This window comes from Paenibacillus sp. 7541, from assembly GCF_002276395.1.
GTDB lineage: Bacteria > Bacillota > Bacilli > Paenibacillales > Paenibacillaceae > Paenibacillus_AQ > Paenibacillus_AQ campinasensis.
Genome location: NZ_NQLZ01000021.1, coordinates 97,753 through 124,717, shown reverse-complemented (window position 1 = coordinate 124,717; position 26,965 = coordinate 97,753). Strand labels below are relative to the sequence as shown.

Sequence of the window (26,965 nt, the reverse complement as noted above, 5' to 3'; positions counted from 1 at the left end):
TCCAAAACATAATGAATAATTTATAATACTAACATAGTATGCTAAAATATTGTCGTATCTACAAGAAAAGGAGCTAATTACGTTGTCGAAACCAGTATACGGCAAAAAAGCCGCTGAGTCGAGGAACCGTGAAACTAAATCCATGTTGTTTTGGATACTAATAATTGGGATTGTCCTATTTCTAGCCTGGACTCCCTTCCAAACGGCTTTGTTTAACGGATTTCAGCTAGATTTTGAGAAGCCTATTTTTTGGACTGCGATATTATCATGTTTGTTACTCTTCCTCTGGATTGCACAGTACTATAAAAGGATCCAGCTAACGGAACAGAGAGACTGGCTTGCGGTAGGTGTACTGCTATTGCCGTTAACTTACATAACTTCGATGCTTAGCGCTGCTTCACAGACCCAAGCCGCTAACATGGTCCTCATTAATTGTATTTACGCCATCATATTCATTATTGGATTGTATGTCCTTCGCGACGCGTTAGGGAACAGGATGATCCAAGGAGCTATCATGGCTGTTGCCTATCTGATTGTCGGATTTGGTCTGCTCCACTGGTTCGGCCAGGGAGAAACCGCAGGCTCAATTGCCAAATGGTTCTCTAGCACGGTACTAAACGGCATTTATACCCACGCGGTTATGACAGACTCCAACGGTCTGCGCCTGACCTCCGTATTCCAATATGCTAACACGTATGCTGCCTTTCTGATGGCCTTCCTGTTTGCAGCCGTTTTTTTCGTTACGACATCTCGCAAATGGTACAGCCAGGCTTTTCACAGCTTCATGCTTGTTCCGATCATCGTATCGCTTCTCCTGACCCTATCACGGGGTGGACTCGTGATGCTGCCGGTCGTATTTGTACTCCTGCTCCTGTTCTTGAAACCAGCACAGCAGCTATTATGGATACTTTACTGTGGAATGGCCGGTGTTATATCACTGCTCATATCCAAATCCGTTACGGACCTTGGGTTGCAGCTTAATGAAACCTTCAGCGGCAGCGGGGCACTGAAAGGCTGGGGAATCCTGATCGCGGCCTCGATCATTATGGGATTGCTTGGTTGGGTGATCCAGCGCTTCGTCGCTCCGAAGCTCGAATCGGTATTAAGCAGCTGGTCAGAGAAGAAGGGCTCGAGTCTGTTGCTGCCCGTTGGCTCTGTTGTCATCGGCGGAGTACTGATCTTCCTGTTTATCGGAACGGGTCTGAAGAACATTCTGCCACAGAATATTAGCGTTCGACTTGAGAACATCAATTTCAATCAGCACAGTGTGCTGGAACGTTTCACATTCTACAAGGATGCCATGAAGGTGTTAGCCGATTATCCGATTATTGGAGCCGGCGGGGGAGCCTGGGCCTCATTGTACGAGCAGTATCAGAACAACCCGTATACAAGCCGTCAGGCCCATAACTTCTTCCTGCAATACTTGATCGAGGTTGGTGTCCTGGGCTTCCTGGTATTTATGGCGTTTATCATTTTTATTTTCTATAAATACATTCGTGGATACGTACAGCAGGATACCGACGGAAAGAACAGTCATTTTCTGTATCTGATTATCGTCTTGTCGATTTTGCTGCATAGTATTCTGGACTTTAACCTGAGTTACGTATTTATGGGGATTCTTGTCTTCCTGGGGCTCGCTGGTATGGCTGCAACCATGGACAGCAGACCGGTGAAGAAGTGGACGTTACCTGAATCAGCCGCTAGAGGCGCATTTAGCGCAGTTGTCGGCATCGGTGCGATCATTGTTCTGATCACGTCCATCCGCTACGTACAAGCAGCAGATGCCGCTATGGATGCACGCCGTTTAGCTCAGACAAGTAATTCGTTTGAGGAGATCAAAGCTCCGCTGGACAAAGATCTGAGCATTCGCTCCAGCCATCCGGATTCGGTTCTTCTGCTAAGCTCGCTCTATTATACGGGGTATCGACAGACGCAAGAGGAGGGCTTCTACAATCTAGCCGTTGACCTTCTGAATCGTGCGCTAGAAGACGAGCCCTACAATAAATTCATGCTTTTACGTCTGATTGAAGGGTATGAACTGAAACAGCAGCCGGAACTGGCTTACGAGGTACTCATTAACAACGCGTATAAGTTCAAGTGGGATATCGAATGGTACGAGAAAATCATCCATCAAGGATATGATCTGGGAAGCAAAGCCTTGGGCACTGGGGACATTGCAACGAAAGACCAGTACTTCAAACAGGCTACCGATGCATTCGCCGAGGTTCAGGCTGGTATTCGTCACTTGGAAACATTGCCTGAAGGTCAGCTTCAAGGTCGTCGATTCGAAAATACACCAGATATGATCTTAAACGCAGGTAAAATGTATTATATGATGAATCAGCCGCAGGAGGCTGCGGATGCTCTCAAGCTGGGAATCCAGGAGGACTTATCACAGACGATCCCGCAGGAAATTGCTCGCTGGTACCTCGCTTCATTGCAAAAACTTGGCACTGACGATGAAGCACTCATGGAGCGTCTGCTCCAGGTTGATCCAAATGCCGAGCAAAGTGTTAAACAGCTAGCAGAACTTCAATTCTAATAAATACGGGAGTGCTTGTCAGGGCGATTGTCCTGATGAGCATTCCCGTTTTGTTATTTTATGCAGATACACGGACAATCCATGTTATATCACCCGGTTCATTGGTTAATGACTTATATCCTTTTTTATTGAGCAAAAATGGACTTTGTAAAGTTCACACCCGTAATGTAAAGCCCCGCCCCGCACTCATTGGAGCGACCCTGGCCCTCCCCACACTCAAAGCCTTCTTCCTGAATTTCACCATAGCTGCTTCGCCTATAAGTCTTTTATCCTTATACATAACATCTGTGGTAGGCAACCAAAGGAGCGTCACCTATGCAAGAAAGACTTCAAGAGAGAGACGTCTATTTCGATAACCTTAAATTCTTACTGATCCTGCTGGTCGTTATCGGACATTTTATGGAGCCCTTTAACGGCGAACGAACCACCAAAGCGGTCTATCAATTTATTTACTCTTTTCATATGCCACTGTTTATTTTTGCTGCCGGTTACTTCTCCAAGAGTATTCGCTATCCGAAGTATTACGTTAATCTGGTTTCGTCGTTGCTTGTCCCGTATGTCATTTTCGAGACACTCTACACCCTGTTTGATTTCTATACTCAAGGGCACGACAAACTGAACTTTACCTATTTCTATCCTTACTGGATCCTGTGGTTTCTGTTTAGTATGATGCTGTGGAAAATGCTGCTGCCCTACCTGCTCATTCTCAAATATCCGCTAGCGATCTGTATCGGAATGTCTTTGATGATGGGATACGCACTGGACGTGGATTACTATGCAAGCATTTCGCGCACGCTCTATTTCTTCCCGTTCTTTATTATGGGGTTCTATTTCAAGCGAGAGTGGTTAGACAGATTAAAGACTCGCCGAAATGTGATTAGCTCTGTGGTGATTGTAACGATAGGTTTCGGCCTGTTATATAGGCTATCACCTGTTTTGAGCACAAGCTGGTTCTACGGTTCACTGCCTTATCTGGAATTTGGCATCGATGCCTGGTACGCCGCTGGCTATCGACTGCTCACGTACCTTTTTACCGTTGTCATGGGGCTGGCTGTGCTCACCATCGTTCCGGATTCGAAGCTTCCCTTTACCCATCTGGGAGAGCATACGATGTATGTGTTTTTGCTGCATGGCTTCCTGGTGAAGGGCATGCTGCATTATGGCTTGCTGGAGCTCTTCGATTCTGCCTTTGGCAGAGTTATGTTAGTCGTGGTGGGCATAGCTGTCACTTGTATGCTTTCCTCCGCGTGGGTCAGACGCTGCTTCGGCTGGATTGTCGAGCCTAATGTCCAATTTTTATTCAAGAAAAGGATTCGGCGCAAGGCAAAAGAAGCTCAAAAAAAAGAGGAGTTTTAACTCCTCTTTCTTAAACTCCGCTCTCTAAACCTCATCTTCTCAAGAAACCGAAATCGAATTAGCCATGGGCCATATCAATTTAACTTTGACAAGGTAGTTTTTAAATATGTAATTAAATCTTCGCGTAAATCCTCATGCTGCAGAGCATAATGTATACTCGTTTCGATAAATCCAAGCTTTTCACCAACATCATGGCGAATCCCTTCAAATTGATACGCGAGGATTGCACTGTTGCGTGATAGTTCAGATAGTGCATCTGTCAGTTGAATTTCTCCGTTTTTCCCGGGTTGTTGAGCTTCCAGTATATTAAAGACCATAGATGGCAAAATATATCGCCCCATAATAGCCAGATTCGAAGGTGCTTCCTCACGAGATGGTTTTTCTACAAGCCTGGAAGTTTCGTATATTCGCTCTGCAATTTCTCTTCCATCGACGATTCCATACCTGTCCACCTGATCCTTAGCTACAGGCTGCACGCCTACAATTGCAGCTTGATACTTGTCATATACATCCATCATCTGCTTCAGGCATGGCGTCTCCGATTCGACGATATCGTCGCCCAGCAGAACCGCAAACGGCTCGTCGCCAATAAACTTACGGGCACACCAGATCGCATGACCAAGACCCTTCGGCTCTTTCTGACGGATATAGTGAATGTCGGCCATCTCCGAAGGTTTCCGCACCTCCTCAAGCAGCCCCCATTTTCCCTTTTCCGCCAAGTTATGCTCCAGCTCAAACGAGGAGTCGAAGTGATCCTCAATCGCTCTTTTTCCCTTTCCCGTGACAATGATAATATCCTCAATACCAGAAGCTACGGCTTCTTCAATAATATACTGAATCGTCGGCTTATCCACAATGGGTAGCATTTCCTTGGGCATCGCTTTGGTTGCAGGCAGAAACCGTGTTCCTAGTCCTGCTGCTGGAATAATGGCCTTGCGTATTTTCATGAAAGCTTCTCCTTTTCAACACCAAACATAGTAATAAACAAGATTAGTGCCATTATATCGAAAATAGGCCGTGTTTGTCATAAAATCATGAAAATTAGCAAATAAACAGCAGCCCTTCAACAACTGCAACCCAGTCCCTCCCACATAAAAGGCAAGGCATACCAGCTTTGCGCTAGGTCTGCCTTGCCTCTGCTTTCCTCTTATATCCCTATCATCTACCGCCAGACCAGAAGTCTGCTCGCGGACAAACCCGCTCGTGTTGATCGCATTGCAGGCCCCGCGATCAGCCAGCGCGTTACTTCACCAGCTGACCGCGCGTTACGCCAAGCTGGTTCGTGGCCTTCAGCTTCTTCCATACCTGGGTGCCGCTGATTTCCCCACGCAGGGCACGGTTGTACAGGTCAATCACCTCGTGAACCTTCTCCGGCGTCTCTTCCAGGAATTCTACACGGTAGCGGGACACGCCCAGCTCCATGAAGTTGGCCAAATACTCGGCTCCGGACTGCTCGATCGCGTTGTATACCGTGTTGCGGCATCCCTCGTCCACGCGGACCGGATGGGACATGCCGATGCGGTCCTGGAGGGAAGCACGATGCTCCTCGCACGGACGGCCGCAGTTCGTGTAATCCGTACCTTCACTTAAGAAGGTGCAGTACACGCAGTGCTCGGTATGGAACATCGGCAGATGCTGGTGGATGACAATCTCCAGCTTAGCCGTGTCCGCCTTGCGCAGAAGATCCACCATCTGTTGGATGTTCAGATCATACGAAGGCGTGACGATGTCACAGCCGACTTCGGTGAACAGGTCAACCGCTTTGTGGTTGGCAATGTTCAGGGAGAAGTCGCCGATCAGCCGGGGATGCGCAGCCCCCGGGTTCTCCATCCGGTGGCGCAGGTAATAATACAGCGCACCGGTGTTGCGCACCAGCACGGCATCCGGCTGGAGGCGCAGGATGTTGTTGTGGTAGCCGTTCTCGCCCGGCATATGGATGCGCGGCGTCGCCAGCGCAATCTGCTTGCCGGCTGCACGCACGGCTTCCACCGCTGCCGGGAACTGCTTGATAAACTCGAAGTCGGCGTATATCATCTCCACGCCGGCTTCGAGCGCAGCCTGCACCTGCGGCAGGCTGCGGCACAGCGCGGTCAGCTTCGCCTCACCGCGCGCCACCGGCGATGCCGGCACAGCCGCATCGCCGTACACCTCCACCACCCGTTTCACATACACGGGCGGCTTCGGCCGCTCGCCAGCGAGCAGCTCCACCGCACGGCGGCGGATGCTGTTCAGCTCGCGAATCGGCACAATGACGTCGCCATACAGCTCGACGTCAAGCTGCTCCAGCTGGAACACCGTTCCGCCCAGGCGGCCAAGCTGCTCCTCCAGGAGCTCCTGGTTCAGCGGCCGCTTCTGGGCGATGTCCAGTTCCAGCTCCGAATTCACCTGGACCGTCGTGCCCTTCTGCACATCGGTCCACCACGTCGACAGCGGCTGCCCTGGGCGGCCGCTGACCCGCACATGTACCGGGAACACCCGGTACGGCTTGTCGGTCTCGAAGGTTTGACGCAGACGCTTGTCGAGCGCCGGATCACTGGTCTTCCAGATCCGGTCGCCTACATGCACTTTGCGCAGATCGACGTCGCTGCGGCCAGGGACGATATCGATGATCCAGCCCTCCTGGGCCTCGCCCTCGATCTTCACACCCTTGCGGCGCACGTCATAAACACGTCCGCCCTCTTCCTGCTTCGTCGGGTCTCCTGCGTCGAACACAATCCCGTCACCACGCTTCAGCGGCGCTTCCAGGCGGCATACAACGCCGTCGCGCAGGATCTGCTCCACCCGGCCCAGATACACGCCGCGGCTCTTCGGGAACGTCCCTTCAACCAGCTGCTTGTTGTTGGTCCCTTCCAGGAAGCCGTGTGTAAAGCCGCGCGAGAAGCTCTGCTGCAGCTCGCGCACTTCCTCCTTGCTCGGTCTTGCATCCTCCCCGTCGAAATACCGGTCAATCGCCTTCCGGTATTTGCTCACAACGTTCGCTACGTACTCAGGGCTTTTCAGACGCCCTTCGATCTTGAAGGAGGTCACACCCGCTTCGATCAGCTCTGGCATCAGGTCAATGGCCGCCAGGTCCTTCGGCGAGAGCAGATAAGCGACATCGCCCATCGGCTTCGGCTCGCCGTCCACAATCAGGTCATACGGCAGACGGCAAGCCTGCGCGCATTCTCCGCGATTTGCGGAGCGGCCGCCCCACATCTCCGAGGTCAGACATTGGCCCGAATAAGATACGCATAGCGCACCATGGACGAATACCTCCATCGGCAGCTTGGCCTGCTCCCCGATCTTCTGAATCTGCTTCAGATTGTTCTCGCGACCCAGCACCACCCGCTCCATGTTGAACGGCTTCGTAAACTCCACCGCCTCCGGGGAAGTGATCGTCATCTGGGTAGAACCGTGAATCGGAAAATCCGGCGAAATTTCGCGGATCAGCTTCACCAGGCCGAGATCCTGCACGATCACGGCGTCCACGCCTGCATCAACACAGGCATCGATCAGCTCTTTGGCCTCTACCAACTCATTTTCGAATACGAGGATATTGAAGGTCAGGAAGCCCTTCACCCCGTAGCTGTGCAGGAAAGCCATAATCTCCGGTAGCTCGTCCATCCGGAAATTGTTCGCCCGCGCACGTGCATTAAACTTCTCCACACCGAAAAAGATCGCATCCGCACCATTGGCCACCGCCGCGCGCATGCAGTCCCAATCGCCCGCTGGCGCCAGCAACTCCACATCTTCTCTTCGTAACGCTTTTGTATCCATCTATATCCTCCCGCCGGTAACATCACCGGTACACTCTAGTTTCTATCTAGTCTTGTAACAATTCCTATTCTATAAACGTCTTTTCAACTTATCTAGTGTACCAGAACTGCTGCCTGACGTCAGCTGTCTGCGGGGACTTTTCCATTCCCAATTATTTTATAGATTCCGCACCCTCCAGCACAAAATCAGCCGAAGCCAATCGTTTGCCATTGACCACAATATGAAGCCGATGCGCCCCTGCATAAAAACGGCGCGTGGAGATGATTTTGAAAGACTGCCTCTTCTCCACCACCCAGCTTCCCGCCTCATACACTTTATCCGAGCATTTGTAGCGCTTGGGCGCATGCTTGCCGCTTTGCTTCATATAATCGATCTCATAGTCAATCCGAAGCTGGCGCGGCTCCCCGGTCTCATTCACAACGCGAAATGAAAACTCCAGCTCCTCCCCCACGGCAATAACGGTCCGCTTCAGCCGAAGATCGGTAATCTCCAGCCCCGGGAGCTCGTCCAGCTCCTCATAACCAAAGATAGACAGCGCCCGCACATCCCCGCGCCGAAGCAATGTCCGCAGCGCATGCCGCACGATCCAGTCCGTTAACGAATGATGGCCGTACCACTCTGCCGCAATATCCAGTACGAGTTCCGGATGATCCTTGGAAATATCGTTCAGGTGGTTGGCCACACTTTTTCTCACATAAAGGGACGGGTCCTCCTTTAACTGCGCCAGAATCGGCAGTACGGGCTTCGGATCCGCTATCAAAGCAGGCAGCTGGGGCGCCCAGGGAAGCCGCGGCCTGCTGCCTTCACTGGCCAGCCTGCGCAAATGCTCATTGTCCGACAGCGCCCACGCCTTCATCTGTATGAGCATCCGCTCTTGATCCCGCATAATAAACGGCCGCACCGCAAATTCCGCCGTACAATACACCGTGAACACCTCAAGTGCCTGCATCGAGGCTTCAAAGTCCTCAAGTCCGTTCAGTTCCACATAATCCGCGAAAAACAAATATTCCACCCCGCGAAAATGAGGGGCCACCTGCTTCAATATGTCCAGCGCCTCCCGGTAAGCAGAGGGTAGCGTGTCCGTCAAGGCCTGGGCAATATGCCTAATTCGCTGCTTGAACTCCTCCTGCTCCCAGGCCTCGTCCTGGATTAACTGCATAAATTGATTCGAATCAAAGGCCGGGTAAGCCTGTTTCAATTGTTCTGCCACATTGCTCAGCAAAGCCGATGAATACAACCCTTTTAACGTCTCTCTCATCTTCAACGCTCCTAACTTCTTTCCCATGCCTTCCCAGAACATGAAATGTGGTGTACCATGAACTTACGCCTTTCATTTTGGAAACGGCAGCTTTCGCTGCTTTCAGTTTACCAAATTGGAGAGGTGTTTGCTTTTGTACAGCGTTTACTTAAGAAACGCACATGTTACTCATTCCATTCTGAAATTATAAAATCTCGTCTTTAAGCACGTGAAGCATTCATTCTATTAAATTTTACCTTTTATATGCCGTACGGTTTGCGATTCATAGGTATGAGTGTGCTATTCCGCATGGCATGCTCCTAAGGAATCAGGGTAATAGATAGGTGGAATTTCGCTAGGGTTGTTATTTTTCATCATATAACTTTGCAATGTAAAGGGGGCCGGAGCGATATCAGCATAAACATCAGGAGATGAAGAAATTATGGAAAGTTGGAAGAAAAATCTGTGGGTCCTCTGGTTTGGCTCCTTTATCGTGGCGTCAAGCTTCTCGATGGTCATCCCCTTTCTCCCGCTCTTTCTCATTGAGCTTGGGGTGACCAAGAATACCGAAATGTGGTCCGGCTTACTGTTTAGCGCCGCTTTTTTTGCCGGGGCACTGTCCTCGCCGTTCTGGGGAGCCGTCGGTGACAAATACGGACGCAAGCCGATGATCATCCGCGCGGGGCTCGTATTGTTTGTCATCTATGTGCTTATGGCATTTGTGACGAACGAGTATCAGGTGCTCGTGCTGCGGCTGCTGCAAGGTCTGCTCTCCGGCTTCATTCCGGGCGCCATCGCCATTGTCGGGACGAACACTCCCGAGCACAAGGTCGGGTATGCCTTGTCCATGATGTCCACCGCGACTGCAACGGGCAGCATTCTTGGCCCGCTGATCGGAGGCACGCTCGCTTCCCTGTTCAGCAACCGGATGGCTTTCGGGCTCGCTGGCGGCCTGTGCTTCATTGCAACCGTGCTGGTCATATTATGGGTGAAGGAAGAGAAGTTTGTCCCGAGCAAGGAAAGGGTATCCGTCATCAACACGTTCCGTATAGCCGGGCATAACAAAACCTTGATGATCGTGCTGATGCTGACCCTGCTGACCCAGTTTTCCGTCATGACCATCGAGCCGGTCCTGCCTCTGTATGTCGCCGATATCAGCGGATCCAGCAAGCATACCTCAATGATCGCCGGCTTTGTTTTCTCCATCGTCGGGATCGCCAGCATTCTGTTTGCCGCACGCTGGGGCAAGCTTGCCGACAAAATCGGATTTCATCGGGTGCTTCTGATCGGCCTGCTCGCCGGCGGCATTGGCTCCCTGGCACAGATGCTGTTCAGCAATATTTGGGCGTTCTCGGCCATCCGCTTCGTTTATGGCATCTTCTTCTGTGCGGTATTCCCTGCACTGAACGGATTGGTTGTTCGGCATACCCCGAGCGATTTCCGCGGCCGGGCATTCAGTCTGAACCAGACCGCCACACAGATCGGCGGCATGGCAGGCCCGCTCGCAGGCGGTGCGATCAGTGGATTCCTGGATATTCACTCCGTATTTCTAATAACCGGTATCCTCATGCTGATCACCACGGGCCTCACCTATTGGTCACTGCGTGGCACTGACACGCATGCCGAGAACTCAGGAAGGTCGGCAGCAGGATAAGCTCCAGCCTTATCGGCATTTCCATGCTTCTTAGACATGCATATGCGCATCCGCTTCATCCCACGGTACACTATAGCCGTGGCCTTTCGCACAAAAGATCGACGAGGAGCTGTACTCCGGATCAGCATCCTTGTTGTATCCCTTTCGGGCAATGACCTCCTCTTCATTATGGCAGCGATCATATCCGCCAAACTGAAGGGAGATCATGCCTTTCCCGTGCGTGAAGGCCGCAAGCTCCACACTGTAATTCATCATGGTCGCGACTGGCGCAGATCCGACAACCACCACCTGATCTCCAAGCGTCTCCGGCGGCTCAAAGCTGGCTTTGGCCCGCGTCAGATCCGACATTAATCTCCCGACAAACGCGGTATCCACTTTGATTTTAAACTGATAATAAGGCTCCAGCAGAATATTGTTCGTTTTCTCAAGCCCTTGCCGCAGCGCACGATACGTAGCCTCCCGGAAATCTCCGCCATGGGTATGCTTGTTGTGAGCACGACCTTTCAGCAATGTGACCTGGATATCCGTCAATGGCGATCCGGTCAACAGGCCTCGATGATCCCGCTCCCCGATATGCTGCTCTACCAGATGCTGATAATTGACCGGCAGCACGTCCGGATGGCACGCATTACGGAACACGATGCCGCTGCCTCTTGGCCCGGGCTCCAGCTTCAGATGCACCTCGGCATAATGCTTCAGCGGCTCAAAATGCCCGCATCCGACCGTTTCCTCCGCTATTGTCTCCTTGTACAAAATCTCCGGCGGACCAAATGCAACCTGATATCCGAACCTCTCCAGCACGATTCGCTGAAGCACCTCCAACTGAATGACACCCATCACATGAATATGAATCTCCTGCACCTGCTCTTCCCACTGCACTGATAGTGAAGGGTCTTCTGCATCCAGCAGCTGGAAGCAGCGAAGCATATCCTTGGGATGAATATCGCTGTTAAACTCCACCTTACTCTTCAAGGCCGGTACCAGCTCGTACACGGTTTTCCCGGACAGCGCCCCGACACCATCACCTGCGCCCGCAGCCGTAATTCCGGTGACTGCAAACAGTTCACCCGCCTTAACCTTGTCCACGCTCGACAAGCGGCTGCCGTTGACCCATCGGATACCGGTCACTTTCTCAGTCACCACCTCTGAACCGGTATGATACTCCAGCTCATCCCGAATCTGCAGCGAACCGCTGACCGCCTTCATGTACGTAAGCCTTGTGCCTGCATCATGACGGATCTTATATACCCTGGCGGCAAACTCCCCTTCACTGCGGTAGTTCGTCTCCGTTAGCACGTCCAGCTGCTTCATAAAATGGGACACCCCGATATTTTGCAGTGCCGAGCCGCTAAAGCAAGGGTAGATCCGGCCTTCGCGGACCAGCGTCCGTATCGCCTCTGTCCAGGTTTCAGCCTCATAGCCATGCTCCATATAAAAGTCCAACAGGGTTTCATCCCTTTCGGCAATGGCCTCGATTAACGCTGGACGAAGCGCCCCCGAAGTGAAATCATCCCCTTCTTCTATCAGACAAGCGTCTGCCGACAGCTCTCTTCGAATCTCTTCAAGCACCCGTCGAACGTCGGCACCGACCCGATCAACTTTATTAATAAATACGAACACAGGGATACCATATCTTCGAAGCAGCTGCCACACCGTTCCCGTATGCCCCTCAACACCCTCCACTGCACTAATCACGACAACAGCGGCATCCATCACCTGGATCACCCGCTCCATTTCAGGTGAAAAATCGACGTGACCCGGCGTATCCATTAAATAATAGGTGCTGCCGTTATACGCCATCACCGCCTGGTCCGCAAACACGGTAATGCCTCGCTCTTTCTCGATCCCATGATTGTCCATAAAGGCACTCTGATGATCCACCCGCCCAGGCTGAGCAATCGTGCCGGTCATATATAACAGCTGTTCAGCCAGTGTTGTTTTGCCCGCATCCACATGGGCGAACATGCCTATCGTCTTATTCATAAGCTCCCCCGTTATCCATCTACTGGAGTTTATTGTAGCATAGGCGGCGCGTATCCCCTACACCAAAAACAGCCGCCCATGGCACACGATTTCGTGGACCACAAGCAGCTGCCAACAGCTTTATTCACAATCATATGCGGATATACAAACATGACATCCTGATACTTCGAAAGCCACAACGACTTACTACACCCATTTACTTCGTCAATCCAAAGGAAGCTAACGTCCGCTCGATCACATCGGTCTGCTCCTTAGTTGCATTCGCATCGTTCAGCTCCGCAACAATCATATAGGTGATGCCGTTGTTCTCAAATACGATTTCACGCGTCGTGAAGCCGACCCCATCCTTCACCTGGTGTGTCGTAAAAGATACCGCGGACACACCAGCAAAAGTGATATTCTCCACACTCAGCAGCTTGAGCTTGCTGTTAGACGCGTTAGCTTCGGTGTAATAACGCTTCATCTCTTGGATGATCCGGTCGGCTGGACTATTCCACCGCGCCATAATTTCAAAGTTTCCTCCCATGAAGGAATATTGAATATCCGATTGCTCAAACCGGTCACTGATCGGTGTCCAGTACAATGGAATATCTATATGATAACGGTATGCAGAGGAGCTTTTCGTACTCATTTTTGTTTTGTCGACAAGCGTATTGTCTTCTCCGAGATCACCGAACTGATCCGGTACCCGGTCATAATCGATGTCGATGGAATCCAGCATCTTCTCCCACAACCCAGCACCATCTTCTATCCGCTCCGGATAGGCATATTCAATATGATACCGATAACCGTTGTGTTCAATCAGGATTTGATATGTGTAAATCCAGCCGTTGCCTGAGTTATATTGCAGTTCCAGGAGCTGGCCTTCCACGCCTGAAATTTCGATTGGCGATTGCCCGGTCATTTTGTAAGCATCCTCTACAAACGACTCCGCATACCATTTCTTGATCTCATCGACCCATGAAGTTATACCGGATCTCGCCCCCTTCGGAACAGAGGTAACGGTGACGGCCAGTATTCCTTCCTTCTGTTTGAAATACATCATTTCCTCATCGTTCATGTTCCAATCAGCCGGCACACTCAGGTAGACACCATACTCATCATTGCCTACATCCATAAGCCCGTCCACAACCGAGGACAAATCCTTCACATGAGGATCCGCTGCCGGAAAGGAAGGCCTGAAGGAGTTCAGAAACGCAGCATGGGTATTCATATCGGTGTAGTGCTCTGCATTCGCATCGGAAAAATAGAGCATGTACACCCGATCATTCGCGTAATATGCCCGGGTCTCCCACAGCAATCCGTCCATATCCCTGGTGACGGCTCTGGCATACGCCACAGATGCACTGGAGGCGGCCTCCCGGTGCAGAATCGTTTCCCTCGATTCCTTCACATCACTAATGACTATCTCCAGCAGATCCTCAGCGTTTAAAGGCACTGTCTGATTAAGGGCATGGACCTCCAAATAATAGCGTCCCGTCGGATCTGTAAAATAGGACGCGCTTTCGTCCGAAGCCCCCTGAATGATCATCATCCAGGATGGATAATTGATGCTCCAAGTATAATAACTGTTCCCTATGCGCGATGAACCCGGGCCTTCCATGCCGGATGGATCCGGTTGTTCTTTAACCACCACATTGAGGCTAACCGTATAGGCGCCGGAACCGATTGCGCTTAATTTCGCTCCCATTCCCGAGGCCACTTGACGCAGAGGCACCATCAGCGTATCGGAAATCATGGTTGGAGCAACGGAAAGTTCAACTTTCTGTCCGTCAATCCAGGCTGTCTTGCTGTCCATGACCAGCACAATATTGTGCGGCCCTTGCAGTATCCGAATCCGATTGTTTCCTTCCAGCCGAATCTCACTGCCGAAAGCCTGCTTGAACACACCGAGCGGCACCATCACAGCGCCTTGATGTATCACTGGCTTAGCAATCCCAAGGCTCTCACCATTCACCGTCGCTTTGGAGCTGCCTGTCTGGATGGCCAACAACCGCTGTTCCCGCTTCGTTTGCTGCTCCTGCTTCGTCTGCTCCTGCTTCGTCTGCTCCTGCTGTTCATATTGCTCATCAGTTACACTGTCTCCCCAAGCCGCTGTCATCATCAACGGTGTCATCAGGCACAGCGCCAGCAATGCCACCCCTGCCTTTTTCATCCACTGCCGCCGATGGCTATTCTCTCTCTCCCACGTCAACATTATTGGTCGGCCTCCTCTTCATCGGCAAGGATTCCGTCATAGGCGTCCCAGCCCAAAGTCAGCCGGCGATTCACGATGTCTCCATCACTCTGCATAAGCAGGTTAATCTTCTGTCCCGGCAAAAAAGACTTTAAAATTTCATTGATATCCACAACCGAGTAGACGCGCTTGCCATCAATGGCATACAGCACATCCCCCTCTCGAATTCCGGCTTTCCATGCGGCATCACTTAAGACCTGCGTAACCATCAACGGATCATCGCTTGGCAGGCCAACGATCGCCGACCAGCTCTCCTCCAGCTCCAGACCAAGCGTTGGTCTTGGCACTTCGCCGTATTCGAGCAAATATTCGGCAACATAACGTACCGTTTCCACAGGAATCGAGAAGCCCATATTTTCGACCCCGATGGCCGCAAATTTCATCGAGTTAATCCCGATGACTTCTCCTTTCATATTCACCAGCGGCCCCCCGCTATTGCCAGGGTTGATCGCAGTATCCGTCTGGATCAGACGATAGGAGCCGTCTACACTCCGGTTCAATCCGCTTACAACCCCAACGGTTGCAGAGTTACGGAGTGAGAAGGAAATCGGCGTTCCAATGGCCACCACCCGCTCCCCTACTTGAGAAGTCTGGGCTGTCTTGGCGAATTTAGCTGGCTTCAAAGACTTCGCATTAATTTTAATCAGAGCAATGTCGCTCTTGGTATCGCTATAAACCTCACGGACCCGGTAAGACTTCCCGTCCGATGTGACCACAGTAAGCTCGGTTAATCCATCCACCACATGTGCATTCGTGACGATCCATCCGTCCGCTGTCCAGATGACGCCTGTGCCATGTGCCAGATTATAGCGATCCTCCTGGTACGAAACTCCTTGCGCAGTTTTTCCGATAATGCCGACTACCGAGGGAGATGCATTCTGAATGATCCTCGGTACTTGATCCTCATATGTACTCTTCACACCTGAAACTGACCCTGCTGCTGCCACCGACACTGCCGCTGAGGCGGTCACTGGAATTGATCCTGAAACTGATCCTGGAACTGCCGCTGTCGCTTCGACTTTGCCAATTCCCCAATCGGCAGCGCTACCGAGCACCAGAGCTGCACCGAGCAGCAGCGTGGACTTTCTGACTAAGTTTTTGTTCATGGATTCACCCTGTCCCTCTCCCGTTTTCCCTACCAAACGTTCTCCTTATTAATGTAGCATAGTTTTCCATATTCCTCCATTCTATTATCCAGCACGTGTAAAGTATAGTCTGTCCCGGATCCCTTGCATCGTTATCCCTTTTAATCAGGCAGCATAGAAATGATTAAAAAGACTGGGAATTGTCGATCTCTAGAAATAGGTAGCTTAGGAGGAAGCTTTAAGGAACAGCTTAGAGGTTAGAAGGATAACTTAAAAGAATAATTTTAAAAAATAACCTAAAAGAATAACTTTACAGATTAGCTTGATAGATAAGCTAGAAAGTACATTTTAGATGAACAACATAGAAGAATAGCATAGAAGAATAGCTTGTGAAGGACAGCTTAGTAGCACTCCTTAGAATGTAGATTAGAAATGTAGACTAAGAATATAGTTTTGGGATGTACTTGGGATGTATTTGGGATGTAAATTAGATTGTAGTTTTGGAATTTAGTTTTGGGATGTAACTTTGGAATGAGGCTACAGGATAAGCGCACGGACCAAATGAAAAAGCGGATTATACTATGCTTGAGGGTCTGTCAATCTTTTTGTGTAAACCCATTTCAAGCAATCCCCCCGAGGGGGGATTTGGCGTTTCTAACGTAAGTAGTTGCTGACCCGATCCGGAAAGAAAACCGAAAGCTGGAGCAGCATCTGTCCCCAGTTTTGGACGCGGCCTGTCCATTTCCGGGTCACATCCATCGTGGCCAGATAGAGCATTTTCAGCAGTGCCTCATCGGTGGGGAAAATACTCTTACCCTTGGTCACCTTGCGAAGCTGTCGGTGGTAACTCTCAATCATATTTGTGGTGTAGATGAGTTTGCGGATCTCAGGTGGGTACTTAAAAAAAGTTGCCAGCTCCCCCCAGTTGCTGCGCCATGAGCGGATAATGAGCGGATACTTGGCGCCCCAGACTTCCTCGAAGCGGTCCAGTTCAAGCAGCGCTCCTTCCTCTGTTGCAGCCTTGTAAATGGGCTTCAGGTCAGCGGTGACTTTCTTCAGATCTTTGTACGACACGTAGCGAGTGGAATTACGGATTTGGTGGATGATACACTTTTGGATTTCGGTCTTTGGATAGCAGGCCGCAATCGCTTCGGAGAAGCCATTCAGATTGTCTACACAGATAATGAGAATGTCTTGAACACCACGATTTCGCAGGTCATTTAGGACACTTAACCAGAACTTACTGGATTCATTCTCCCCGATCCACATGCCGAGTACATCCTTGTTTCCGTCCAGGTCGATGCCGATCACCATGTAGGCCGCTTTGTTTACAATGGCCCCGTCCTGCTTCACTTTGAAGTGAATCGCATCCATGTAAACGACCGCGTACACGCCTTGAAGCGGCCGATTCTGCCATTCCTTAATGAGAGGTACGATTTTGTTGGTCACATTGGAAATGAGCGTAGGCGAGACTTCGATGCCATACAGGTTTTGCAGATGGTCTTGAATCTCTCGTGTGCTGACACCTTTGGCGTACAGGGCGATGATTTGATCTTCGATGCCGGTTACATTCTTCTGGTGCTTCTGCACAACAACCGGCTCAAACTCACCGAGTCGATCCCGTGGAACCGTAATTTCCTGCTCTCCGTATTCGCTGACTACCGACTTCTTGCTCTTGCCATTTCGGCTATTTGACGTCATCTTGGCTTTGACCTCATGCTTTTCGTAGCCTAAATGCGTATCGAGTTCTGCTTCCAGCATCTCTTGAAGCGTTTCAGCAAACAGTTCTTTCAGGGCGTTCTGCGCGTCTTGTGCCGTTACCAGCTTGTTCTCCTTAATGAAGGCTCGTAATTGCTCTTTCGTCCAAAGTCCCATGTATTCTCCCCAACCTTTCTATTACTTTCCATTTTAATAGATTTGGGAGTTTACACAAACTATTTTACAGACTCATGCTTGACTCCTTGTCGCCTCAGCGAAGCAATACCATCTCATCAGTACTTGTTCACGCGAGCTCACAATTCAAATCGATCTGTCTCACCAGCACTCTTCACCCACAAATCCAACTGTTACCCCTCTCTTTCAAGCAACCGCAGCAAGGGACTGTTTCGGTTGGCGAGTGATCAGCTGGCGGTAGGAAATCCCGGGGATCGCCGTGCACATCTGCAGCAACTTCTGCCCCATCGATTCCTCCGTTTCAGATATGCGGAGCCAGCGGCGTCCTGTGTACTCGTTCAGATACGCCTGCAGATGCTTCTGTCCTAACGGGCCATATGTACTCTTCAGCAACTTCCAAGCCTCTCTTACTATGTTCCGCAGCGGTGTATATAGTCGAAAAGCTTGGGAGAACAGCTGTACCTCGGATAAAAGACGATCCACGTGCTCATCGATAAATGCAGTTAGTTCGCGACGAGCTGCCCTTTTATCGCTTCCTCTCTTCTGTGGGACGAGTTCAAGCTTGACCTGCTGAGGTTCACCTGACTCATCGACCGTACAACCAGCGACAACCACAGAGGCATGCGGATGCACAACTTCAAATCGGGAGGGATTGCGGCCATACTGATCGCTGTTCACCTTCACCTCGCCGTAGAGCAGCTCCCGCGCATCGAATTCGCCGACAGCATGACGAATTTTGTGCAGCACTAACCAAGCGGTCTTGTAGGTGACTTCGATCGCTCGACTAAGACGCAACGCCGAGATGCCATCCGGGAGAAGGAACAAGTCCAGAGCCATAAACCACTTGAGCAGAGGCAAACGAGTTCCTTCAAAAATCGTGCCCACCAAAGCCGATGTCTGATGCTTGCACCGTCCGCACTCGAACAAGGGAACACGTCGGGAGTTCAGACGGCTGCACCCGGTGTGTTCACAACGCGGGCAAACGAAGCCGTTTGGCCACTTCATCGCGATCACGGCCTCCAAACAGGCCTGCTCGTTCTGAAAACGACGATGGAATGGTTGAAGATCTGTTAGCCCATGAACCTCCATAATTATTCACCTCGAACAATGGTATCGAACATGCGTTCTTTTATATCCTTATTATACCAGAATAATGTTATCTGTTTCAACTAAAATCCTCGTTTAATTCCTATCTTTTTCCTTAATTTCTTTTATCAACTCATGATTTCTCCTCTTCTTCGATTGAATCGTCAAGCGTTGCGAAGGCTAATTTTCGACCCATTGCCTCTTCTATTTCCTTTTCTATTTCCTTGTCTCTTTCCTTGTCCATTTGCTCGTTCATTCATCTGTTCATTCATCTGTTCATTCATCTGTTCATTCATCTGTTCATTCATCTTTATTCACCTGTTCATTCATCTGTTTATTCATCTGTCCATTCACCTGTCTAGCCCCCTCGCCCTCGGCCTCAAACATCCATCTTCATCCTCCCCCTGAACAAAAGGGATAATCATGCAAAAGCAGCGGCACAAGATAACATTCCAGGAGCAATCGCATTAAATAGGAACCCGGGGGCAGACGGCACAGGAGTAGCAGCATTGGGAAAGCTGCACAAGGATAGCACCTAAAGACAGCCGTACAAGGGTCGCAACCTAGAGACACCGGCACAAGGATCGTAACCTGGAGACACGCGCACAAGAATAGCAGCCTGGGGCCCCTCTAGGTAACAGATTTAGGCAACAGCTATGCTAGGGGCATCATCAAGAAAACGGTTTATCGATGAGATCCATCGTTGTTGGACGCGACATTACGACTCGTTGCAAACAAAAAAGACGCCTTCATTCCACCCATGTGGACCAGACGTCTCATTTGTATGTAGCTGTAATGAAGCTGTCTTTTCGATTCGCGATAAAGCTGACTATTTGAACCAGCCGGTAATCATGGCATAGTCCGAATACAGGAACACAGCCAGACTGACAAGTCCGAAAGCGATTGCGAATTTATTTTTCTGGCGAGCCGTCAACAGGCGCACCACGCCGATAAAGATCAGAATCGTAAACAGGATCATGAAAATATCGAATGTTTTGAACGTCGCGTTGGCATCCGATACTGCTGCAAGGAACATGAAACGTACCTCCTCGTGGGTTTCTCGAGCATTTTAGCATATCTCCTTCTATGTTATCCGTGCGCCCGTCCGGATGCAAGCCCTTACTCCAAAAAATTCAAAAAAAACTCGCTCCAACGTGCGTTACGTCATAGCACACCCCGGAGAGGGGGGATACGTAAGGAAGGCTCAAGGCCCGCTGAATCTGAATATCAGCGAGCCGCCTCCAGCTTGTGAAGCTCCTTCGTCCGCTTCGTGTCTCGTTCGAGAATCGGCTTCAGATATTTGCCGGTGTAAGACTCCTCCACCTTCACGATCTCTTCCGGCGTGCCGGTTGCGATGATCGTACCGCCGCCGCTTCCTCCTTCGGGACCAAGGTCGATTATATAATCAGCGGTCTTGATTACATCTAGGTTATGTTCGATGACAAGCACCGATTCACCGGAATCCACCAGGCGGTGCAGAACGACAAGCAATCGGTCAATATCGTCCACATGAAGCCCTGTTGTCGGTTCATCGAGGATATACATCGTTTTGCCGGTGCTGCGCCGGTACAGCTCGGACGCCAGCTTGACCCGCTGGGCTTCGCCTCCTGACAACGTCGTAGCTGGCTGCCCAAGCTTGATATAGCCTAATCCGACATCCATCAGTGTCTGGATCTTCCGGTGAATTTTCGGGATGTTCTGGAAGAACTCCACCGCGTCCTCCACCGTCATGTCCAGCACATCAGAAATATTTTTGCCCTTGTACTTAACTTCCAGCGTCTCGCGGTTATACCGTTTGCCCTTGCACACCTCGCAAGGCACATAGATGTCCGGCAGGAAGTGCATTTCAATCTTGATAATGCCATCTCCACGGCACGCCTCACAGCGTCCACCCTTCACGTTGAAGCTGAAGCGGCCTTTCTTGTAGCCGCGGATCTTCGCTTCATTCGTTTGGGAGAAGATATCCCGAATATCGTCAAACACACCGGTATACGTGGCCGGATTCGAACGCGGTGTTCTTCCAATCGGGGACTGGTCAATATCTATAACCTTCTCGATATGCTCAAGGCCCTTCATCTCCCGGTATTTACCCGGACGAACCTTCGCCCTGTTCAGATCCCGCGCCAACGTCTTATATACAATTTCGTTAACAAGCGTCGATTTGCCTGAGCCGGATACGCCAGTCACTGCGGTGAATACGCCAATCGGAATTTTCACATTGATGTTCTTCAGGTTGTTCTCCTTGGCTCCGCGCACTTCCAGCCAGCGCCCGTCCGGCTTGCGCCGGTCGGTGTTCACAGGAATGAACTTGCGCCCGCTCAAATATTGGCCGGTCAAGGAATTCGGATCCTGCATGATCTCCTGCGGCGTTCCCTGTGCGATGACCTGACCGCCGTGTATCCCTGCTCCAGGTCCGATATCGATAATGTAATCAGCTGCCATCATCGTGTCCTCATCATGCTCGACCACGATCAGCGTGTTGCCGATATTGCGCATATGCTCCAGCGTCGAGATCAAACGATCATTATCCCGCTGGTGCAGGCCGATGCTTGGCTCGTCCAAAATATACAAGACGCCCATGAGGCTTGAGCCGATCTGCGTAGCCAGTCGTATCCGCTGTGCCTCACCGCCGGACAGCGTGCCTGCCGAACGGCTGAGCGTCAAATAATCGAGGCCGACATTCACAAGGAAGCCGAGCCGGCTGCGAATTTCCTTCAGAATCAGATTGGCAATCTGCTGCTCTTTCTCGCTCAGCTCCAGACCCTCGAAGAAGTGAAGCGACTCGCCAACCGACAGGTTGGTCACATACGCCATGTTCCGGTCGTTGACCGTGACCGCAAGGCTTTCCTTTCTAAGGCGGTGCCCTTTGCAAGTGTCGCACGGCTTGCTGCTCATGAAGCCTTCAATGAACTCCCGGATGCCTTCCGAGTTCGTCTCTCTGTAGCGCCGCTCAAGATTCGGAATAATTCCTTCAAACGGCACATACGCTTCCTTCCGCTGGCCAAAATCGTTCTCATAACGGAAATGTACCTTCTCGCCGCCTGTTCCGTACAGAAGCTTGTTCATCTGATCCTCACTCAGGCTGCTGACCGGCACATCTTGGGGAATATCGTAGTGCTCGCATACCGATCTCAAAAACTGCGGGTAATAGTTAGAGGTGCCTCCGCTCCAAGCCTGGAAAGCCCCTTGCTCCACACTCTTGCTCGGATCCGGAACCAGCAGCTCGGGATCGATGATCATCTCCACCCCGAGTCCGTCACAATCCGGACAAGCGCCAAACGGCGTGTTGAAGGAGAACATGCGCGGTGTCAACTCTTCCATGCTGAACCCGCAGATCGGGCAGGCAAAGTTCGAGCTGAAGCGCAGCTCCTCCTGACCGATAATATCAACGAGAAGCTGTCCGCCGGATAAATTCAGCGCCGTCTCAATAGAGTCGGCCAACCGCGCTTCGATATCCTCCTTCACCACGATCCGGTCAACAACAACCTCAATCGTATGCTTTTTGTTCTTCTCCAGTTCAATGGACTCGGACAGGTCGCGAAGCTCGCCGTCGACCCGTACCCGGACAAATCCTTGCTTCGCAATATCGGCGAACAGGTTTTTATGCTCCCCTTTGCGGCCGGACACAAGCGGCGCCAAAATCTGCAGCCTGGTTTTCTTCGGGTACTGCATAATCCGGTCTACCATTTGCTCAACGGTCTGGGAGGTAATCTCAACCCCATGCTCCGGACAGTGCGGATGACCGATGCGGGCAAACAGCAAGCGCAAATAGTCATAGATCTCCGTCACCGTGCCGACCGTTGAACGCGGGTTGCGGCTGGTCGTCTTCTGGTCAATGGATATCGCCGGAGACAAGCCCTCGATTGAATCGACGTCCGGCTTCTCCATCTGCCCCAGAAATTGACGCGCATAGGCAGACAACGATTCTACGTAGCGGCGCTGTCCTTCGGCATAGATCGTATCAAAAGCGAGAGACGACTTGCCTGATCCGCTGAGTCCCGTCAGAACTACGAACTTGTCGCGGGGAATGGTGACATCAATGTTTTTCAAATTATGGGCGCGGGCGCCTTTGATCACAATCTTTTCACTTGCCAAATGATATCATCTCCTATGGCGGCTTAACCACGAATAAATAAATCCCGCATCAAGCACCGTTTGTATCAAAATAGTATCTATCTATACATAAACGTCCTATGACGTTGTATCACTGGTTTCCCCGACTGTACTGCTTGCTTCAGGAGTTCAGGAGTCCATCGCTTGGTCGCAAATGCCCTTCCCTCTCCGCAGACTCCCTATAGACAGACTATTCCGCCTGCAGCTCAAGCAGCGCATCGCGCAGCTCGGCGGCCCGCTCGAACTGGAGGTTCTTCGCCGCTTCCTTCATCTCCGCCTCCAGGCGTTGAATCAGGTTCTTACGCTCCTTCTTGGACATCTTGCCTGCGGCGTCCGTCAAGTAGTCGGCGCTGCTCTCGGCCACCTTCGTGGCCTCGATCACGTCGCGAATCTTCTTGCGGATCGTCTGCGGCGTGATGCCGTGCTTCTCATTGTACGCCATCTGGATGCTGCGGCGGCGTTCGGTCTCCTTGATTGCCCGATCCATCGATTCGGTGATCGTGTCACCGTACATGATCACCTTGCCCTCGGAGTTCCGGGCAGCCCGGCCGATCGTCTGGATGAGCGATCGTTCCGAACGCAGGAAGCCTTCCTTGTCGGCATCCAGAATCGCCACCAGCGATACCTCCGGCAGGTCAAGCCCTTCCCGCAGCAGGTTGATGCCGACCAGGACATGGAATGTGCCAAGCCGGAGATCCCGTAGAATCTGCATCCGCTCCAGTGTCTTGATGTCAGAGTGCATATACCGGACCTTGATGCCGACTTCCTTCAAATAATCGGTCAGGTCCTCAGCCATCTTCTTCGTCAACGTGGTGACCAGCACCCGCTCATCGCGATCGATGCGGTCATGGATCTCACCGATCAGATCATCGATCTGGCCCTCGGTCGGACGCACATCAATAATCGGATCAAGCAAACCGGTCGGACGAATGATCTGCTCTACCATCGTATCGCAGTGCTCAAGCTCGTAAGGCCCCGGCGTTGCCGATACGTAGATAATCTGCCTTACCTTCTCCTCGAACTCCTCAAACTTGAGCGGACGGTTGTCGAGCGCTGACGGCAGACGGAATCCGTGCTCCACCAGTACCGTCTTTCTCGCCCGGTCCCCGTTGTACATCGCCCGGATTTGCGGCAGCGTCACATGGGATTCGTCGACCACGATCAGCATGTCGTCAGGGAAATAATCCAGCAGCGTGTACGGGGTGGCTCCGCTTTCCCGGAAGGTGAGCGGCCCTGAATAGTTCTCGATACCGGAGCAGAAACCGACCTCTTTCATCATTTCGATGTCATAGCGTGTCCGCTGCTCCAGACGCTGGGCCTCGAGCAGCTTGCCTTGGGAGCGCAGCTCTTCCAGGCGCTCCTCCAGCTCACGTTCAATATTGACGAGCGCAGCACGCATCGTCTCTTCACGCGTAACAAAGTGAGAGGCCGGGAAGATGGCGACATGCTCCCGCTCGCCAATCAGTTCGCCCGTCAGCACATCGATCTCGGTAATGCGTTCGATCTCATCGCCGAACAGCTCCACCCGAATCGCATGCTCGCCGTGGGAGGCCGGGAAAATCTCAACAACGTCTCCCCGTACCCGGAACGTGCCGCGGACAAAGTTAATGTCGTTCCGCTGATACTGGATATCCACAAGCCGTGACAAAATCTGGTTTCGGGGCTTCTCCATCCCTACCCGCAGCGACAGCAGCAGCTCGCCGTATTCCCGCGGGGATCCCAAGCCGTATATGCACGATACGCTCGCCACAATGATAACGTCCCGGCGCTCAAACAAAGAGCTGGTCGCCGAGTGGCGCAGCTTATCGATCTCCTCGTTAATGCTGGAGTCCTTCTCGATATACGTATCCGAAGAAGGAATATACGCCTCCGGCTGATAGTAATCATAGTAGCTCACGAAATAGTCCACTGAATTGTTGGGGAAGAACTCCTTGAACTCGCTGGCCAGCTGTGCAGCCAGCGTCTTGTTATGCGCAATCACAAGCGTGGGGCGATTCACCTTGGCAATGGTTTGCGCGATCGTAAACGTCTTCCCCGTCCCTGTTGCTCCCAGCAGCGTCTGATGCTTTTTCCCTTGGCGCAGCCCTTCGACCAATGCGTCAATCGCAGCCGGCTGATCCCCTTGGGGCTGGAACTCCGACACGATTTCAAAGGATTTGGTACTGACAACAATATCGCTCATTGTCCCTATCACCCTCATCGTCTAAAATTAAGTAAGTCTAAAAGATATATCGAAATTTCCCGATGAAATAACTACCGGGAAATAGATCGCCTATGGTCCAGTAAATAAGAATATCTGTTCCCGTCCCATTATACCGCTAACGATTTTTGGTTGCAAACACTTTAATGAAGTTTTAATTTAATGGTTCATATTACAAAAGGAGATGAGACAGCGAATGGACATTACAATCATCATTGGCCTGCTTGCCGGTTTAGCCGCGCTGATCGGAGGATTTTTATGGGAAGGCGGACATATCGGCGGACTGCTGCAGGGAACGGCTGCGCTCATCGTTTTTGGAGGGACGCTGGCTGCGGTTGTCATCAGCTTCCCGTCCTCCCGTCTACGCACGATTCCAACCGCCCTGAAGCTGGCCTTCGGACGAGGCGGACGCTCCTCGGAGGATCTCATCGAAGCGATTGTCAGCATGTCTGTCATTGCCCGCCGGGACGGGCTGCTCGCGCTTGAACAGCGTGCAGCCGATGACGAGGACCCATTTCTCCAGGAAGGCATCCAAATGGTTATCGACGGCACAGATCCCGAAATGGCACGCCAAATCATGGAGCTGGAGATCCATGCAGCCGAGCAAAAGCATGAAGGCTATGCCAAAATATTCGAATCGGCAGGGGGTTATGCGCCAACGATGGGCATCATCGGGACGGTGATGGGGCTTATCCACGTCCTGGGCAGCCTCCAGGACCCGACCGATCTTGGCCCCTCGATTGCCGTTGCATTTACCGCGACTTTGTACGGGGTTGCCAGTGCCAATATTATCTTTTTGCCCATTGCATCCAAAATTAAAGCACGCGCCGAGGAAGAAATTCAGCGGATGGAGCTGGCGCTCGAAGGAATTCTCGCCATACAGAACGGGGAGCACCCGCTGATCGTTCGCAAAAAGCTCGCGGCCTTCACGAATAAGGACGCTGCTGTGTCTTCACATTCAAGGGGGATTTCGCATGAGACAGCCGAATAAACGCCGGCGGCCTCTAAGGAAGGAAGGTGAGGGCGGACGCGACCGCTGGCTCATTACCTATGCGGATTTGATCACGCTGCTGCTGATCTTTTTTGTAGTCATGTATGCGATGAGCCAGCTCGATTCTGACAAATATCAGCTTGTCACACAGTCGCTGCAGGCCACCTTCCAGAGCGGGGACAGCATTCTGGAGATGGGCTCGGGCATCACGGGCAAAGCCGATACCGAGAAGCATAAAAATCCCGATGCTCCTCAAGCCGAACCGGAAGCGCCCGCCGAAGCCATGACGGAGCGCGAGTTGGCCTTCCGCGATCAGGAGAAGGCGTTGTCCGACTTCATGGCCGTGATCGAGCAGTACGTCAAGGAGCATCAGCTGGAGGAAGATATCTTTATTGCGGACGAGCCTCGCGGCATCGCCATCACCTTAAGCGACCGCTTCCTGTTTGACACCGGTCACGCCGAGCTCAAGCCCGGGGCAGCGCCAGTCCTGACCAAGCTCGCCAGCCTCTTTGAGGGCCTCGATGCAGCGATCAGCATCGAAGGGCATACCGACAATGTGCCGGTCAGCCGCTGGTCGAGCTATAAGGACAACTGGGAGCTATCCGGTGCGCGAGCGATGTCGGTGCTTCGTTTCTTCATTGACGAGAGCGGGCTGGACCCTGCAGGCTTCCAGTACGCAGGCTATGCCGATACGCGGCCCGCAGCTGACAACGCTACTGATGAGGGCCGGAGAAAGAATCGGCGCGTTGAAATTACCGTGCTCAGACAGCTGCAGCAATAGCAGCGCAGCAGCCACATCCTAAATCCAAAAAGCGCCAGGTAGACAGATTGCC

General features: G+C 51.7%; 17 protein-coding genes. 5 read left to right on the top strand and 12 right to left on the bottom strand.

Annotation, left to right across the window (positions count from 1 at the left end):
• Window positions 1-82: 82 nt before the first annotated feature.
• Window positions 83-2,542: an O-antigen ligase family protein gene (locus tag CHH75_RS13405; RefSeq protein WP_095398417.1), complete on the top strand. Its 2,460-nt coding sequence runs from the start codon at window positions 83-85 to the stop codon at window positions 2,540-2,542.
• A gap of 315 nt (window positions 2,543-2,857) precedes the next feature.
• Window positions 2,858-3,898 carry an acyltransferase family protein gene (locus tag CHH75_RS13400; RefSeq protein WP_095398416.1) on the top strand — a complete coding sequence of 347 codons (1,041 nt, stop codon included), beginning with the start codon at window positions 2,858-2,860 and terminating at the stop codon, window positions 3,896-3,898.
• Between the two features lie 74 nt (window positions 3,899-3,972).
• Here CHH75_RS13400 and galU read toward each other — a convergent pair whose 3' ends face one another.
• The 3 genes from galU to CHH75_RS13385 all read right to left on the bottom strand — a co-directional run bounded on the left by galU (window position 3,973) and on the right by CHH75_RS13385 (window position 8,912).
• Window positions 3,973-4,845, bottom strand: a complete 873-nt coding sequence (gene galU / locus CHH75_RS13395) for a UTP--glucose-1-phosphate uridylyltransferase GalU (protein WP_095398415.1) — start codon at window positions 4,843-4,845, stop codon at window positions 3,973-3,975.
• 295 nt (window positions 4,846-5,140) lie between these two features.
• On the bottom strand, window positions 5,141-7,654 hold the full coding sequence (locus tag CHH75_RS13390) for a U32 family peptidase (protein WP_095266979.1): 2,514 nt from the start codon (window positions 7,652-7,654) through the stop codon (window positions 5,141-5,143).
• 151 nt (window positions 7,655-7,805) lie between these two features.
• A complete protein-coding gene (locus CHH75_RS13385) occupies window positions 7,806-8,912 on the bottom strand; it encodes a DNA alkylation repair protein (protein WP_095398414.1) in 1,107 nt (368 codons plus the stop codon).
• Window positions 8,913-9,333: 421 nt separating this feature from the next.
• Between CHH75_RS13385 and CHH75_RS13380 the strand changes: the two genes are divergently transcribed.
• The gene (locus CHH75_RS13380; RefSeq protein ID WP_095398413.1) at window positions 9,334-10,545 is read left to right on the top strand and encodes an MFS transporter; all 1,212 of its coding nucleotides are present in this window, start codon (window positions 9,334-9,336) and stop codon (window positions 10,543-10,545) included.
• A gap of 30 nt (window positions 10,546-10,575) precedes the next feature.
• Here the strand turns inward: CHH75_RS13380 and CHH75_RS13375 are convergent, their stop codons facing one another.
• From CHH75_RS13375 to uvrB, 9 genes are all read right to left on the bottom strand, one after another.
• Window positions 10,576-12,528: a GTP-binding protein gene (locus CHH75_RS13375; protein WP_095398412.1), complete on the bottom strand. Its 1,953-nt coding sequence runs from the start codon at window positions 12,526-12,528 to the stop codon at window positions 10,576-10,578.
• 196 nt (window positions 12,529-12,724) lie between these two features.
• A complete protein-coding gene (locus CHH75_RS13370) occupies window positions 12,725-14,725 on the bottom strand; it encodes a copper amine oxidase N-terminal domain-containing protein (protein ID WP_095398411.1) in 2,001 nt (666 codons plus the stop codon).
• A complete protein-coding gene (locus CHH75_RS13365; protein ID WP_095398444.1) occupies window positions 14,725-15,870 on the bottom strand; it encodes a S1C family serine protease in 1,146 nt (381 codons plus the stop codon). Before CHH75_RS13365 ends, CHH75_RS13370 begins: the two co-directional genes overlap by 1 nt.
• Before the next feature lie 633 nt (window positions 15,871-16,503).
• Entirely contained in the window at window positions 16,504-17,724 is a 1,221-nt protein-coding gene (locus tag CHH75_RS13360; protein WP_095398410.1) for an IS256 family transposase, read from the bottom strand.
• 204 nt (window positions 17,725-17,928) lie between these two features.
• Window positions 17,929-18,831, bottom strand: a complete 903-nt coding sequence (locus CHH75_RS13355) for a transposase (protein WP_095398409.1) — start codon at window positions 18,829-18,831, stop codon at window positions 17,929-17,931.
• 130 nt (window positions 18,832-18,961) lie between these two features.
• Window positions 18,962-19,084 (bottom strand): hypothetical protein, encoded by a 123-nt coding sequence (locus tag CHH75_RS25295; protein ID WP_255223030.1) that lies wholly within the window; start codon window positions 19,082-19,084, stop codon window positions 18,962-18,964.
• A 573-nt stretch (window positions 19,085-19,657) separates the two neighbouring features.
• On the bottom strand, window positions 19,658-19,864 hold the full coding sequence (locus tag CHH75_RS13350) for a hypothetical protein (RefSeq protein ID WP_095266989.1): 207 nt from the start codon (window positions 19,862-19,864) through the stop codon (window positions 19,658-19,660).
• Between the two features lie 191 nt (window positions 19,865-20,055).
• Window positions 20,056-22,923 carry an excinuclease ABC subunit UvrA gene (gene uvrA / locus CHH75_RS13345; RefSeq protein ID WP_095398408.1) on the bottom strand — a complete coding sequence of 956 codons (2,868 nt, stop codon included), beginning with the start codon at window positions 22,921-22,923 and terminating at the stop codon, window positions 20,056-20,058.
• Window positions 22,924-23,131: 208 nt separating this feature from the next.
• On the bottom strand, window positions 23,132-25,123 hold the full coding sequence (uvrB, locus tag CHH75_RS13340; RefSeq protein ID WP_095398407.1) for an excinuclease ABC subunit UvrB: 1,992 nt from the start codon (window positions 25,121-25,123) through the stop codon (window positions 23,132-23,134).
• Window positions 25,124-25,337: 214 nt separating this feature from the next.
• Between uvrB and CHH75_RS13335 the strand changes: the two genes are divergently transcribed.
• Together CHH75_RS13335 and CHH75_RS13330 are read left to right on the top strand one after the other, a co-directional pair.
• Window positions 25,338-26,132, top strand: a complete 795-nt coding sequence (locus CHH75_RS13335) for a flagellar motor protein (RefSeq protein WP_095398406.1) — start codon at window positions 25,338-25,340, stop codon at window positions 26,130-26,132.
• Window positions 26,116-26,913 carry a flagellar motor protein MotB gene (locus CHH75_RS13330; protein ID WP_095398405.1) on the top strand — a complete coding sequence of 266 codons (798 nt, stop codon included), beginning with the start codon at window positions 26,116-26,118 and terminating at the stop codon, window positions 26,911-26,913. Before CHH75_RS13335 ends, CHH75_RS13330 begins: the two co-directional genes overlap by 17 nt.
• Window positions 26,914-26,965 lie beyond the last annotated feature (52 nt).

Excerpts from the sequence above, each read along its gene's own strand:
- CHH75_RS13400 (WP_095398416.1), top strand. The coding sequence starts at position 2,858 with ATGCAAGAAAGACTTCAAGAGAGAGACGTCTATTTCGATAACCTTAAA.
- galU (WP_095398415.1), bottom strand. The coding sequence starts at position 4,845 with ATGAAAATACGCAAGGCCATTATTCCAGCAGCAGGACTAGGAACACGG.
- CHH75_RS13390 (WP_095266979.1), bottom strand. The coding sequence starts at position 7,654 with ATGGATACAAAAGCGTTACGAAGAGAAGATGTGGAGTTGCTGGCGCCA.
- CHH75_RS13385 (WP_095398414.1), bottom strand. The coding sequence starts at position 8,912 with ATGAGAGAGACGTTAAAAGGGTTGTATTCATCGGCTTTGCTGAGCAAT.
- CHH75_RS13380 (WP_095398413.1), top strand. The coding sequence starts at position 9,334 with ATGGAAAGTTGGAAGAAAAATCTGTGGGTCCTCTGGTTTGGCTCCTTT.
- CHH75_RS13375 (WP_095398412.1), bottom strand. The coding sequence starts at position 12,528 with ATGAATAAGACGATAGGCATGTTCGCCCATGTGGATGCGGGCAAAACA.
- CHH75_RS13370 (WP_095398411.1), bottom strand. The coding sequence starts at position 14,725 with ATGTTGACGTGGGAGAGAGAGAATAGCCATCGGCGGCAGTGGATGAAA.
- CHH75_RS13365 (WP_095398444.1), bottom strand. The coding sequence starts at position 15,870 with ATGAACAAAAACTTAGTCAGAAAGTCCACGCTGCTGCTCGGTGCAGCT.
- CHH75_RS13360 (WP_095398410.1), bottom strand. The coding sequence starts at position 17,724 with ATGGGACTTTGGACGAAAGAGCAATTACGAGCCTTCATTAAGGAGAAC.
- CHH75_RS13355 (WP_095398409.1), bottom strand. The coding sequence starts at position 18,831 with ATGGAGGTTCATGGGCTAACAGATCTTCAACCATTCCATCGTCGTTTT.
- CHH75_RS25295 (WP_255223030.1), bottom strand. The coding sequence starts at position 19,084 with ATGAACGAGCAAATGGACAAGGAAAGAGACAAGGAAATAGAAAAGGAA.
- CHH75_RS13350 (WP_095266989.1), bottom strand. The coding sequence starts at position 19,864 with ATGTTCCTTGCAGCAGTATCGGATGCCAACGCGACGTTCAAAACATTC.
- uvrB (WP_095398407.1), bottom strand. The coding sequence starts at position 25,123 with ATGAGCGATATTGTTGTCAGTACCAAATCCTTTGAAATCGTGTCGGAG.
- CHH75_RS13335 (WP_095398406.1), top strand. The coding sequence starts at position 25,338 with ATGGACATTACAATCATCATTGGCCTGCTTGCCGGTTTAGCCGCGCTG.
- CHH75_RS13330 (WP_095398405.1), top strand. The coding sequence starts at position 26,116 with ATGAGACAGCCGAATAAACGCCGGCGGCCTCTAAGGAAGGAAGGTGAG.